We start from the raw sequence: 12,896 nt of genomic DNA, 5'->3' as shown, positions 1-12,896 counted from the left end.
GAGGGATTCTTGAGACGCAAGCGGAAGTTGGCAGCGGGACTGACAGCCGTGGCGGCCGTGATCATGGCCGGGACGGGCGCGGAGTTCCGGCAAGCGGCCGGTGAGGGTTCGGAACTGGTGCCTACGGCGGCAGCGGCTACGAGTCTCAAGGTCATGGACTGGAACATCCAGGGCGGGAACAGCTCGGACGGGGACGCGCACTGGGACAGCATCGTGAGCACGATCGCTGCCGAGGACCCGGACATCGTCACCCTTCAGGAAGTGCACAACGACACGGGCCACGTGGTCGACGGCAGTCCCGGTATCAACCAGTACCAGACCCTGCTGGACACGTTCCCGGAGTACAAAGGGCATTTCGCCAGGAGCGACACCAACGCCTACGGGGGGTCGGCCGGGCAACTGATCCTCTCCAAGTACCCCATCACCGAGAAGGTCAGCTACATACTGCCGAACGACGACAGCGGTGCCGTCGACCGCAGCATGGGGGGCGTCAATGTCGACGTCGGAGGCACGGCTGTGCGCATCTACAGCACACACCTCTCCGCCGGTGACGGCGCGGCGGCCGTCACCCGCCGCGAGGCACAGGTCAGGTACATCCTCGGCAAGCTCCCCGCCGACAAGATGACCACCCCGATGCTGTTCACCGGGGACCTGAATGTACGGCCGGACGCCGCCATCCGGTCCTGGATCGCCGGCGCCGGGTGGATCGACACCTGGACGCAGGTGAATGCCAACACCGGTGCCGACGTGGTCACACACCCGGGCAGCGGCGACGACGCGCGTATCGACTACGTCTACGGCTCCCCCGCGATCGATGTGTCCGCCGCCCGCACCCGTACCACGACGGCCTCCGACCACCGGCCGGTGGTGTCCGACCTGACCATCCACAGCACGACCGTCGCCAAGTCCGGAGCCGTGCTCGCGGGCGCGGACTCGCTGGCGGGCTCGGCAAATGTCTCGGTGTACTCGGACGCCGCCGCCAAGCTCCGGGTGTGTGACAACAAGGCGGACGGCTGGGGCGTACGGGCATACGTCTACGGAAAGGCCGGCGGCGGTCTTGTCGTGACGGGCCAGGACGGAGCGTACGCGGATCGCTGCGGGACGTTCGACGTAGCCTCGGGCACGACCAGTTCGCCCGTCGTGAAGGTATGTCTGTACAAGTCGGGCGAGGAGAAGGACTGCAGAGAGAAGACGATCACCTAGGGACGTCTGCCGGGGCGGCCGTTCAGCGCGGGAAGCAGGTGCCTCTCCTCGTACGTGAAGTGGTCGTCCAGGTCCTTCGCCAGCCGTTCCAACTCCTGCCGCAGGGCGTCCGGTGTGGCCGGCGGCTCGTCCCGCAGCTTCGTCAGCGCCGCCGAGACCGCACGGTGTTCCGCGCGCAGGCGCTCCAACACCGGTGCCAGCTCCGGGAATTGCTGATCAAAGGCCGAGAACGCGCCGTCCTCGGCGGTGTGGTGCATGCTCAGCGACTCGCAGAAGCTCAGGCAGTGGAGCAGCAGCCCCTCATCGAGAGAGGAAGGGGATGAGGGAGACGAGGGGGCGGCGCGGAGCGCTGCCAGTTCGGCTCGTAGCTGGGCGTGGACACGTACGAGTTCCTCCCCTATCGCCCGGTTCCGCGCCGGGTCCGTCAGATTCAGGGGATGCAGGGCGATCACCGGGATCGTGCGGTCGGTGCCCGCCTGGTACGCCGCGAAGCCCGGGTCCCGCGCGGCCTGGAGGGCGAACTGGTGGTCGCGCTCCTCGCCCTGGAGCGGTTCGGCGCGCGCCGAGAAGGCCCGGACGCCGCCCTCCTCGGTGCCGATCTCGACGGTGACCCGGTTATCGGCGAGGAGGTTGTAGTACCAGCCCGGATGCACGGGGCCACCGGCGTTGGAGGCGAAGACCAGGAGTCGTTCGCCGTCGCGCGCGTACGCGGCGGGGTTCGTGCGCCGCTTCCCGCTCTTCGCGCCCAGCGTCGTCAGCAGGACGAGCGGGGCGCCCTCGAACATCCCGCCCACCCGGCCGCCGTTCGCCCGGAACTCCTCGATGATCAGCCGGTTGAATTGCTGCATGTCCTGCCGCTGTTCGGATTCGGTCATGGGGTGGCCCTCTCCGGATACGCTCGACCAGAAGACGTATTTGCTTTGCAGGCAAAGATACTTTGGATTCAAAGCTATTGAGAGGCGGTAGGGATGTCAACCGACGGCCGGCACGACGACGAGGCCGCCGGTCTCGGCGTCGAGGACGGAATCCGTACGTTGTTGCTGCTCATGCCCCGGATGGTCGGGCGCGTGAAGCGGATCAAAATCCCCGCGGAACTGGAGTCGTTCTCCCTCGCACCCCGTCATCTGTCACTCTTCGCCTTCCTCCTCTTCGACGGCCCGATGACCGTCAACGCGCTCGCGGCGCGCCTCGAGGTCGCCCCCGCGACGGTGAGCCTGATGGTCGGCGAGCTGAGCCGGCAGGGGATCCTGCGGCGCGAGGCCGACGAGAGCGACCGGCGCCGCACGATCGTCAGCATCAGCGACGAGCACCGGCCGGCCATCGACGGCTGGCTGGCGCGCGGCGCCGGGGCCTGGCGCAGGGCGCTGGAGCCGTTGACACCCGAGCAGCGGCGGATGTTCGTCGACACCCTTGAGGCGTACGAGCAGGGGCTGGATTGAAGTGCTCTCCTCCCTTCGCAAGCTCAGGAAGGAGATTCCCGCCTACCTTGCGACAGCGGGCGTAGAACCTCCGGACGGGCCGCCTAGCCGGGCGTCGCCGACAGGAACTCCTCGATCAGCGCGCGCAGTTCCGCCGGTCTGTCCAGATGTACGTCGTGGCCCGCCCCCGGCACGGCCTCGACCCGCGTCCCCGCCGGGCGGCGTACGCGCATCTCGTCGGCCTCCGACGCCGGCATGGAGCCCGCCTCGCCCCGCACCACGAGCGTGGGGCAGCGCACCTGGTCCCACTCCCGCCAGAACGAGCGGACGGCACTCTCCGCCACGCAGTCCACCATCACATCCCGCTCGACCCGCGGATACAGGCCGTCGGAGCGCGCCTCCAGGCCCGCCGCCCAGGCCAGGCCCGCCGGGCCGCCGCCGAAGAAGCGCGCCGCCGCTTCGGCCGACTCGAACGGGATGGGCCACGAGTCCAGCCAGGCGCCGATCTTGCCGGGCAGTTCGGGAGCTGGGCCCCTCGGGCCGGCCTCCACAAGCACCAGCGCGCGTACGAGACAGGGATGCGCGGCGGCGGTGAGCAGGGCCGTGAGGCCGCCGAGGGACTGACCGATCAGAACCGGGCGGGTCAAGGCCAGTTGCCCGGCGACGGCCACCGCGTCGCGTACGTGCGCCGCGCGCGACACGTCCTTGGGACGGCGATCGCTCAGGCCGTGGCCGCGCGCGTCGTAACCGACCCGGCGGTAGGCGGGGCCGAGCAGCCCCGCCAGTACGTCCCACTCGGCCGTGTGGCCCGCGAGGCCGTGCAGCAGCAGGACGGGGGCGGCGGACTCCTCGGAAGGGACGTACTCCGTGCAGGACAGCCGTACGCCGTCGTCCGTCGTGATCGTCGTTGTCATGGCGGTCTTCCCCCTCGTTGAACGCGTACGCACCGCACTGCGTATGAGAGGACACTTCCCCGCGGTGGCTGGGTGCGTGCGCCGGACCGTCCGGTTCACGCACCCAGCGCGTGCGAGATCGTGTAGATCAGCAGGCCCGCCAGCGCGCCCACCACAGTGCCGTTGATACGGATGAACTGGAGGTCGCGGCCGATGTGCGCCTCGATCTTCTTGGAGGTGTGCTTGCCGTCCCAGCTCGCGACGGTGTCGGAGATCAGGGACGTGATCTCGCCCCGGTACGTCGTCACTACGTAGTCCGCCGCGTCCTCCACCCAGCCCTCCAGCTTCCGCTGGAGTCTGCCGTCCGTCGCCAGGCGGGCGCCGAGGGAGAGGAGGGAGGCGCGGGCGCGCAGGCGCAGTTCGCTGCGGTCGTCCTCGGCCGCGGCGATGATCATCGCGCGTACGGAGGACCATGCCGACGCGATGATGTCCTGCACCTCGGGGCGCGCCAGCAGCTCCGACTTGAGGCGTTCGACGCGCGCCCGTGTCTCCGTGTCCGACTGGAGGTCGGAGGCGAAGTCCGTGAGGAAGCGGTCGATCGCGCCGCGTGCCGGGTGCGTGGGCATGTCGCGCATCTCCGTGACGAAGCGCAGCAGTTCCTTGTAGACGCGGTCGCCGACCCTGCGGTCGACGAAGCGCGGCGTCCAGCCGGGGGCACCGCCCTGCACCGCGTCCATGACCGAATCGCCGTGCTCGACCAGCCAGTCGTGCGCGCGGGCGCAGATCAGGTCCACGGCGCGGTGGTGGGCACCGTCCTCGACCACGCGCTCCAGCGTCTTCCCGATGCCGGGGGCGACCTCGACGGCGTCCGCGCGGCGGGTGATCGCCTCGCCCACGACCGCCTGGACGTCGCCGTCCCGCAGGACGGTCAGCGCGCCGCGCAGGGCTGTGGCCAGCTCGGCCGTGACGCGGTCGGCGTGGGCGGGTTCGGCGAGCCAGGCGCCGAGCCGGCCGCCGATGCCCAGTCCGCGCAGCCGGGTCCGTACGACGTCGCCGGCGAGGAAGTTCTCCCCCACGAACGAGCCGAGTGAGGCGCCGAGTTGGTCCTTCTTGTTCGGGATGATCGCGGTGTGCGGAATCGGCAGGCCGAGCGGGTGGCGGAAGAGGGCCGTGACGGCGAACCAGTCCGCGAGTGCGCCCACCATGCCGGCTTCGGCCGCCGCGCGCACATAGCCGGGCCAGCCGGTGATGCCGGAATTCTCGGCCCAGGTCGCAAGGATGTAGACGAGGGCGACGAAGACCAGCAGGCCGGTCGCCGTGGTCTTCATACGGCGGACGCCGCGCCGCTTCTCCTCGTCGGCGGCGGTGAATCCGAGCGGGCCCAGCGCGGAGAACGGCGACCGCTTGCCCCCTCCGGGGCCGGGACCGGCACCAGGGGTGCTGGAGCCCGGCACGGGGTCCGGACCGGCGGTGATGGCCGTCGTCGACCCGCCCCCGCGGCCGGTTGCCGAAGAGGTCTCCCCCGCGCGCGCGGGACCCGCCGGGCCGTCCGCTCCCGTCGGACGGTGACCGCCGTCGTCCGCGCCGGACGCCCTCACCCTGTCCGGATCAGCCGGATCGCGTCGTTCCATTCACTCCACCCATCTCACTCCGCCCATCCGCCTACGCATTGTCCCTACCCCTGGTACTCCCGAGGCGCATCCCGAGTTCCCGCGCCATGCCGGATGATGTCCTTTGTACGTAGGTGAGGGAGACACGGGGGACATGAACAGACAACGGGGATTCGCCCTGCTCGCGGGCCTTATGGCGGTCGTGGCGCTGGTGTGCGCCACGATATTCGCCGGGGTCGGCGCGCTGGGCGGCGGCGGGGGCCGTGACGAGGGCAGCAGTGATCAGGCAGCCGCATCCGGAAGCGGGGCGGGCGGGCGCGCCCGTACGCCCGTGGGGTCCGCCGCGCCCGCGTCCGCCGACGCGTGGGTCGGGACCTGGGCCGCCGCACCGGCGGGGATCGAGCCCGGCGTACCCAGGGGCCACGTCGGGCGTTCCATACGCAACGTCGTGCACACCAGCATCGGTGGCACCGCCGCGCGCATCACCCTCTCCAACCTCTTCAGCCGCGAGGCCCTCCTGATCGGCCGCGCCTCGATCGCCGTCACCGACAGCCGCGAGGACGCGCATGCCGCCTCCGGCACCATGCGTTCCGTCACCTTCGGTAAGAGGACGTCCGTCGTCGTCCCGCCGGGCGGGCACGTCGTCAGCGATCCCGTACGGCTCCATGTGTCGCCCGACACGGACCTCCTGGTGACCGTGTACACGCCCGCGCCCGGCGGGCCCGTCACGTACCACCCGCGCGCGCTGCGGACCTCGTACACGGCCATGGGCGACCGTACGCGGGACCTCGGCGGCGACGCGTACATCGAGCGCGCCCCGGTCTGGCGCTACCTGACCGCCGTCGACGTGCTCAACCGGCAGGCGCGGGGCTCGGTCGTCGTCATCGGTGACTCGATCACGGACGGCATCGGCTCCTCGTACGACGCCGACCACCGCTGGACCGACACGCTGGCGGACCGGGTACGCGGCAGCGGTCTGGGCGTACTCAACACGGGCATCAGCGGCAATCGCCTTCTGCGGCAGAGCCTGGCCGTCGGCAAGGGGCCGAGCGGCGTCTCCCGCTTCGGGCGCGACGTCCTGGGGCAGTCGGGCGCCGAGGTCGTCTTCGTCGAGCTGGGTATCAACGACATCATCCGGCAGCCGAACGAGACCGACCCGGAGCGGATCACCGCCGGTCTGAAGGCCCTGACGCGGCAGGCGCACGCCCGCGGGCTGCGGGTCGTCGGGTCGACGCTCATGCCGTTCGGCGGCAACTCGCGCCACACCGACCAGCTGGAAGCCGTACGGGACCGGGTCAACGACGCCATCCGGTCCGGCGACGTCTTCGACCGGACCGTCGACTTCGACCGGCTGCTGCGCGATCCGTACGCCCCCGACCGGCTGCGGCCGGACTACGACTCGGGCGACGGTCTGCACCCGAGCGACGCCGGTTACGCGGCCATGGGGCGCTTCGTCGACCTCGGGGACCTGGTGGGCAGGGAGCCGGCGCGGCTCTGAGCGTGAGCGTCCGGTGGGCGCGGTGGGCCCACTCGGCCTGTGCAGGAGCGGAGTCAGTCCAGTTCCTTACGGAACTTGTCCTTCTCCAGCGCCGCCTTCTTGCGCTCCTCCTTGAGACGGCGCTTCTCCGCCGACCGGATCTTGCGCTCCACACCCACGCCGCCCATCAGCGCGAACCCGGTGATGATCACCCGTGGCGACCCCGGACTCGGCTCGGAGGTGTCCCCGGTCTCCCCGAAACCGCCCATCACACCGAAGCCGCGGACCGTGACATCCATGTCCGGCGGTACGACGATACGGATGCCGCCCATCAGCGTGAAGCAGCGGATGACCACGTCGCGCTGCTCGAACCGGGCCTCGCGCAGGTCGATGTCGCCGCCGCCCTGAAAGACACCCGCGTGGAACTTGGGACCCACAGTCCATGTGCCCTTGCGGTTGAACCCTCCCCAGAAGGCGAAGGCGCCCCGCGATGTCGCGGGGCCACGTCCGATCCGCGACGCCCAACCGCCGCCGCCTTCACCGGCGTCGGCGGCGGGAGTCAGCTCGGTCGTCGTGCCGGGTGCGGGCAAGTCGCGTACGAGCGGCTGCAGTTCACCGTGCGTACGGGCCTTGTACGCCGCGTCCAGGCGGGTGTCGAACTCCTCCATGTCGATGCGCCCCTCGGCCACGGCTTCGCGCAGCACTTCGGCGACGCGCTCGCGCTCGGCGTCCGAGGCACGCATCTCAGGAAGTTCACTCGTCATGTTGTCAGCCTAGTCAAATCAGAGGCGGACATCACAGCGGCGTACGCTCCGCAGGCTCCGGGACTTTCGTCCTGGACAGCATCTTCGCGATGACGGACTCGATGTCCGGCTCCCGCACCGACAGGTCCACCAGCGGGTACTCCGCCGCGATCCGTGCCACCAGCGGCGCCGCCGACGCCGCGGCCGGGAAGGCCAGCCACTGCCGCGGCCCCTCCACCTTCACCACCCGCGCCCCCGGCAGCTCCACCGGCGGCAGCTCGCGTTCGAGGTCGACGACCAGGGTCCGCTCGCTCTGGCCCACCTCGTGCAGCCCGGTGAGCGCCCCGTCGTACACGAGCCGGCCGTGGTCGATGACCATGACCCGCGCGCAGAGCTGCTCGATGTCCGTGAGGTCGTGCGTGGTCAGCAGCACCGTCGTACGGCGCTCCGCGTTCAGATCCCGCAGGAACTCCCGGACCCTGGCCTTGGAGATCACGTCAAGGCCGATCGTCGGCTCGTCGAGATACAGCACCTCGGGGTCGTGGAGCAGCGCCGCCGCGATGTCGCCGCGCATCCGCTGCCCGAGCGAGAGCTGCCGTACGGGGACGTCCAGCAGCTCGCCCAGTTCGAGCAGTTCGACGCAGCGCTCCAGGTTCTCCTTGTAGCGCGCGTCGGGGATGCGGTACATGCGGTGCACCAGCCGGTACGAGTCGATCAGCGGCAGGTCCCACCACAGGGTCGTGCGCTGGCCGAACACCACCCCGATACGGCGCGCCAGCCTCGTACGCTCGCGCTGCGGGTCGATTCCGGCGACCCGCAGCCGGCCCCCGCTCGGGGTCAGGATGCCGGTGAGCATCTTGATGGTGGTGGACTTGCCGGCGCCGTTGGGGCCGATGTAGCCGACCATCTCGCCGCGTGCCACGCGGAAGCTGATGCCGTCGACCGCGCGCACCTGATGCGTCTCGCGGCGCAGCAGTCCCGCTCTGCGCCGTACGTCGAAGACCTTCTCGATGCCGTCCAGTTCGATGAAGCCGGAGCCGTCCGAATCCATTGCCCGTTCCTCTCGTTCCTCTCCAGTCGTCGGCCGTCGTAGCCCTAGCTGCCCGTGCTGCGGTACGCGCGCAGCCCCGCCCGCCACGCCAGTCCCGCCAGCGCGCAGCACCCCACCGCCACCACCGGCGGCAGGAACGCCACCCAGTCCGGCAGCCCGAGCGGATCGTCACGGTCCATCACGTACAGCGCGGGCATCCAGTTGACGAAGGCCAGCGGCACCACGAACGTCACCCCGCGCACCAGGTCCTTCGCGAAGACCGTCGGCGGGTACTGGAGCACGGTGGCGCCGCCGTACGTGAAGGAGTTCTGCACCTCCGCGGCGTCCTGTGCCCAGAACTGGAACGCCGCGCCCGCCACGAACACCGCCGAGAAGATCACCGCGCCGCTGAGCACCATCATCGGGATCATCGCCACCTTCAGCGGCGTCCACGCGATGTCCAGCGTCACCAGCGCGTATCCGAGGACCAGCAGGCCCTGGGTGATACGGCCCAGCCGCCGCAGGGCGAAACGGTCGGCCGCGACCTGGGCGAGCACCGGCGCCGGGCGCACCAGCAGGGTGTCCAGGGTGCCGTCCCTGATCCGCCGGCCCAGCCGGTCGGTGGAGCCCATGACCAGGTCGGCGAGGCCGAAGGCAGTGCCCGCAGCGCCGTACAGGAAGGCGACCTCGGCCAGCGAGTAGCCGCCCAACCGGTCGACGTGCGAGAACATCATCAGGATCGCGAGGAAGTCGAACGCGGTCACCGCGAAGTTCCCGAAGGCCGTCATGGCGAACGACGCGCGGTAGGCCATCGTCGACCGCATCCACATGGCGACGATCAGGCCGTACGCGCGCAGCCCCTCCCAAAGAGGCGGGCGCGAACGCTCTCCTTCTACTACTGCCGACACACCCACCTCGTCAGCCACCCTGCACCACCACCCGTCGCGTCGCCAGGGACTGGACCAGCCGCCCGAGCGCCAGCAGCGCCACCGCCCAGCCGGCCTGGAAGGCGAACGCCCCCACCAGCCCCCACCCGGTGCGGCGGCCGAGGAAGACGTCCGCAGGGACCTGGAGCAGCGACGACCACGGCAACGCCCGCGCGACCTCGCCCAGCAGGCCGGGGAAGAGCGTCAGCGGCAGCAGCATCCCGGAGAAGAACAGCCCCGCCAGGAAGGCGATCTGCCCCACGCCCGCGCCGTCCAGCAGCCAGAAGGCGGACAGGGCGACCAGATAGCGCACGGCGAAGCTGACGACCACGCCCAGGAAGACGGAGAAGAGGAACGCGAGCCAGACCAGCGGACGGGAGGGCAGTGTCAGGTCGAAGGCGAGCGCGCCGAGCGCCATCGGTACGATCCCGCGCCCCAGCAGATGGAACGCGGCGCGCCCCAAGTCGCTGGCCAGCCACCACAGTTGGAGATCGGCCGGCCGGTAGAGGTCGATCGCGATGTCACCGGTGCGGATGCGTTCCATCAGCTCGTCCTCGAAGCCGCCGCCCATCATGGCGCAGGTCATCAGCAGCGCCTGGCCGAGCCAGACGTAGGTGAGCGCCTGCGAGAGGTCGTAGCCGCCGAGGTGGGGGCGCTGGTCCCAGAGCGCCGTGTAGGTGTACGCCCCGATGAAGCCGAAGACGGTGTTGGTGAACACCCCGGCGGCCGTGGCCGTCCGGTATGTCGCGTAGCGGCGGAACCCACCTGCGGCGACAGCCGCGTACAGACGCACGTCAGCACTCCCCCTCGGTCCCGTTACGTGTGGTCTCCCCGCGCCGTTTCCGCTGTACGGCACCAAAGCGCACGACCCTAGCCCAAGGGGGTCAGCCACCGCGAGCGGTTATCCGGTCAGCGGCCTCGCGCCGGTTCGACCGTGTTTCATGGTGCCGGACGCGAATCACCCGTATAGCCCGTAACCACCGATACGACCCGGCCGAGGAGCCTCCGTACACATGAGCGACGCGCAGCAGCAGGGCTGGTCCCCGCGCGACCCCACGGACATCGGCTCGGGCACCGGCGGTCCGGGCGGCCCAGGCGGTCCCGGCGGCGGAAACGGCCCCGGCGGCACAGGCGGCGGCAACGGCTCCGGTGGCGGCCCCGGCCGCAAGGGCCGCCGCAAGCGCACCGGCTGGCGGCGGATCATCCCCACCTGGCGGATGCTGCTCGGCGCGTTCCTGATCTGCGCGCTCCTGATCATCGGCGGCTTCATCACCGGCTACACGCTCGTCAAGATCCCGCCCGCCAACGTCTCGGCCGTCGCCCAGTCCAACGTCTATCTGTACGCGGACGGCAGCCAGCTCGCCCGTGACGGCGAGGTCAACCGCGAGAACGTGCCCCTCTCCCACATCCCGCAGCCCGTCCGCCGCGCCGTACTGGCCGCCGAGGACCGCGACTTCTACAACGAACCGGCCATCGATCCGCAGGGCATGATCCGCGCCGCCTGGAACACCGTCACCGGCAAAGGCACCCAGGGCGGCTCCACGATCACCCAGCAGTACGTCAAGAACTACTACCTCGGGCAGGAACGGACCCTCGTCCGCAAGGCCAAGGAGTTCTTCATCGCGATCAAGCTCAACCGCGAGGAGAGCAAGACGCAGATCCTGGAGGGCTATCTCAACACCAGCTACTTCGGGCGCAACGCGTACGGCATCCAGGCCGCGGCACACGCCTACTACAGCAAGGACATCCAGCACGTCGACACCGCGGAGGGCGCCTTCCTGGCCGCGCTGCTCAACGCCCCCAGCGCGTACGACGTGGCGTTGCACCCGCAGAACAGGCCGCAGGCGGAGGACCGTTGGAACTATGTGCTCGACGGCATGGTCAAGGAGAAATGGCTCTCCCCCGCCGACCGGGCCGCCCTGGTCTTCCCGGCGCCCAACAAGGCCAAGCCGTCCACCGGCCTCTCGGGGCAGCGCGGCTACATCGTCCAGGCGGCCGAGGGCTATCTCGCCGAGAACCAGATCCTCGACGCCGACACCCTCGCCGGCGGCGGCTACCGGATCACCACCACGATCCAGCGGCCGAAACAGAACGCGCTCGTCAACGCGGTCGACGAACAGGTGATGTCGAAGGTCGACGAACAGCGCGTGGCCGACCGCAACGTACGGGTCGGCGGCGCCTCCATCGACCCCGCCACCGGCGAGGTCGTCGCCATGTACGGCGGCGTCGACTACACCCGGCAGTTCGTCAACAACGCGACCCGCCGCGACTACCAGGTCGGCTCCACCTTCAAGCCGTTCGTGTTCGCCGCCGCCGTCGAGAACGACGCGCAGACCCAGGACGGCGAACAGATCACCCCCAGCACCGAATACGACGGCACCAACAAGCGCATGGTGGAGGGCCCGAACGGGTCCACCGGCTACGACCCCGCCAACGAGGACGACATGTCGTACGGCTCCGTCAGCGTCAGCGAGGCCACCGACAAGTCCATCAACGCCGTCTACGCGCAGATGGCGCAGGACGTGGGCCCGAGCCGGGTCCGGAACGCCGCCGTCCGCCTCGGTATCCCCGACGACACCCCCGACCTCACCGCGTCGCCGTCCATCGCGCTCGGCCCGGCGACGGCGAGCGTGCTCGACATGACGGAGGCGTACGCGACGCTCGCCAACCACGGCCGGCACGGCTCGTACACGATGGTCACGAAGATCACCAAGGACGGCTCGACCGTCGAACTGCCGCGCAAGCGCCCGTCCCAGGCCGTCAGCCGCGAGGCCGCCGACACCACGACGGCGATCCTGCGGAGCGTCGTGGAAGGCGGTACGGGCACAGCGGCGCAGTCCGCGGGCCGCCCGGCGGCGGGCAAGACGGGAACGGCCGAGGACGACAAGGCGGCCTGGTTCGCGGGCTACACGCCCGACCTCGCGACCGTCGTCGCGATGATGGGCGCGGATCCCAAGACGGCCCAGCAGACGCCGCTGTACGGTGCGCTCGGCCTGGCCCGCGTCAACGGCGGCGGGCCGCCCGCGCAGATCTGGGGCCAGTTCACGGCGGCGGCGCTGGAGAACACCGACGCCACGGACTTCGAACTGACCCTGGCGGACGGCGTGGACGAGATCTCCCCGCCGGGCGACGAGTCGGCCCGGCCCGAACACTCCTCGTCACCCGGCGCCCCGGAGAGCCCCGGAGCTTCGGGAGAGCCCGACGCACCGGAGGAGGGCCAGGGCGCCGACACGGGCGGGAGCCAGGGGCAGTCGCAGGGCCAGACCGAGGGCGGCGGAGGCGGCGGTACGGACGGGGGTCAGGGCGACGGCGGGACGCAGGGCCAGAGCGAGGGGCAGACGAACGGTCTGACCGACGGCCTCATCGGAGGCGGCGGAGACGACGGCGGGACCGACGGCTCGGCCGACAACGGGGGCGGCTCGGCGGACGGAGGTACGGGCAACGGCGCGCCCTACACCTCACATCCCCTGCCGTAGCGGTCCGCCGGACGGGGCCTAGGCCCAATGCCGGTGACTTTGGCCTTTCTTTCTCGTTGGTTGTGGTGTGGCGAGGGTGGGGCAGGTCAAGTCGCCTGCGGGTGAGCGGTTGTCGGACCG

11 protein-coding genes are annotated in these 12,896 nt (G+C 70.5%); 4 read left to right on the top strand and 7 right to left on the bottom strand.

Annotated elements, in window-relative coordinates:
- The first annotated feature begins 9 nt into the window (after positions 1-9).
- Positions 10-1,203 carry an endonuclease/exonuclease/phosphatase family protein gene (locus ACIBLA_RS15290; protein WP_399198864.1) on the top strand — a complete coding sequence of 398 codons (1,194 nt, stop codon included), beginning with the start codon at positions 10-12 and terminating at the stop codon, positions 1,201-1,203.
- Here the strand turns inward: ACIBLA_RS15290 and ACIBLA_RS15285 are convergent.
- Entirely contained in the window at positions 1,200-2,078 is an 879-nt protein-coding gene (locus ACIBLA_RS15285) for a nitroreductase/quinone reductase family protein (protein WP_363244125.1), read from the bottom strand. The genes ACIBLA_RS15290 and ACIBLA_RS15285 overlap by 4 nt on opposite strands.
- Before the next feature lie 93 nt (positions 2,079-2,171).
- Between ACIBLA_RS15285 and ACIBLA_RS15280 the strand changes: the two genes are divergently transcribed.
- Positions 2,172-2,642, top strand: coding sequence for a MarR family winged helix-turn-helix transcriptional regulator (locus ACIBLA_RS15280; protein WP_399198863.1), 471 nt, complete (start codon positions 2,172-2,174; stop codon positions 2,640-2,642).
- Positions 2,643-2,725: 83 nt separating this feature from the next.
- Here the strand turns inward: ACIBLA_RS15280 and ACIBLA_RS15275 are convergent, their stop codons facing one another.
- The gene (locus tag ACIBLA_RS15275) at positions 2,726-3,535 is read right to left on the bottom strand and encodes an alpha/beta fold hydrolase (RefSeq protein WP_399198862.1); all 810 of its coding nucleotides are present in this window, start codon (positions 3,533-3,535) and stop codon (positions 2,726-2,728) included.
- Between the two features lie 95 nt (positions 3,536-3,630).
- The gene (locus ACIBLA_RS15270) at positions 3,631-5,145 is read right to left on the bottom strand and encodes a DUF445 domain-containing protein (protein ID WP_399198861.1); all 1,515 of its coding nucleotides are present in this window, start codon (positions 5,143-5,145) and stop codon (positions 3,631-3,633) included.
- A gap of 133 nt (positions 5,146-5,278) precedes the next feature.
- Between ACIBLA_RS15270 and ACIBLA_RS15265 the strand changes: the two genes are divergently transcribed.
- On the top strand, positions 5,279-6,622 hold the full coding sequence (locus tag ACIBLA_RS15265) for an SGNH/GDSL hydrolase family protein (protein WP_399198859.1): 1,344 nt from the start codon (positions 5,279-5,281) through the stop codon (positions 6,620-6,622).
- 53 nt (positions 6,623-6,675) lie between these two features.
- Here the strand turns inward: ACIBLA_RS15265 and ACIBLA_RS15260 are convergent, their stop codons facing one another.
- From ACIBLA_RS15260 to ACIBLA_RS15245, 4 genes are read right to left on the bottom strand one after another with little or no spacing between them, the layout of a single operon-like run.
- Entirely contained in the window at positions 6,676-7,365 is a 690-nt protein-coding gene (locus tag ACIBLA_RS15260; protein ID WP_399198858.1) for a DUF1707 domain-containing protein, read from the bottom strand.
- Between the two features lie 31 nt (positions 7,366-7,396).
- A complete protein-coding gene (locus tag ACIBLA_RS15255) occupies positions 7,397-8,395 on the bottom strand; it encodes an ATP-binding cassette domain-containing protein (RefSeq protein ID WP_363244132.1) in 999 nt (332 codons plus the stop codon).
- A 44-nt stretch (positions 8,396-8,439) separates the two neighbouring features.
- On the bottom strand, positions 8,440-9,300 hold the full coding sequence (locus ACIBLA_RS15250; protein WP_399198857.1) for an ABC transporter permease: 861 nt from the start codon (positions 9,298-9,300) through the stop codon (positions 8,440-8,442).
- Positions 9,293-10,093, bottom strand: a complete 801-nt coding sequence (locus ACIBLA_RS15245; protein ID WP_399198856.1) for an ABC transporter permease — start codon at positions 10,091-10,093, stop codon at positions 9,293-9,295. The genes ACIBLA_RS15250 and ACIBLA_RS15245 overlap by 8 nt, the downstream gene beginning before the upstream one ends.
- 220 nt (positions 10,094-10,313) lie before the next feature.
- Between ACIBLA_RS15245 and ACIBLA_RS15240 the strand changes: the two genes are divergently transcribed.
- Complete coding sequence (locus ACIBLA_RS15240; RefSeq protein ID WP_399198855.1) at positions 10,314-12,776, top strand: transglycosylase domain-containing protein; 2,463 nt, start codon at positions 10,314-10,316, stop codon at positions 12,774-12,776.
- Positions 12,777-12,896 lie beyond the last annotated feature (120 nt).

The organism is Streptomyces sp. NPDC050433 (genome assembly GCF_044458565.1).
In the GTDB taxonomy this organism is placed as follows: Bacteria; Actinomycetota; Actinomycetes; order Streptomycetales; family Streptomycetaceae; genus Streptomyces.
Note: the sequence above shows the minus strand (reverse complement) of the source record. Positions and strands in the feature narration are given on the sequence as shown.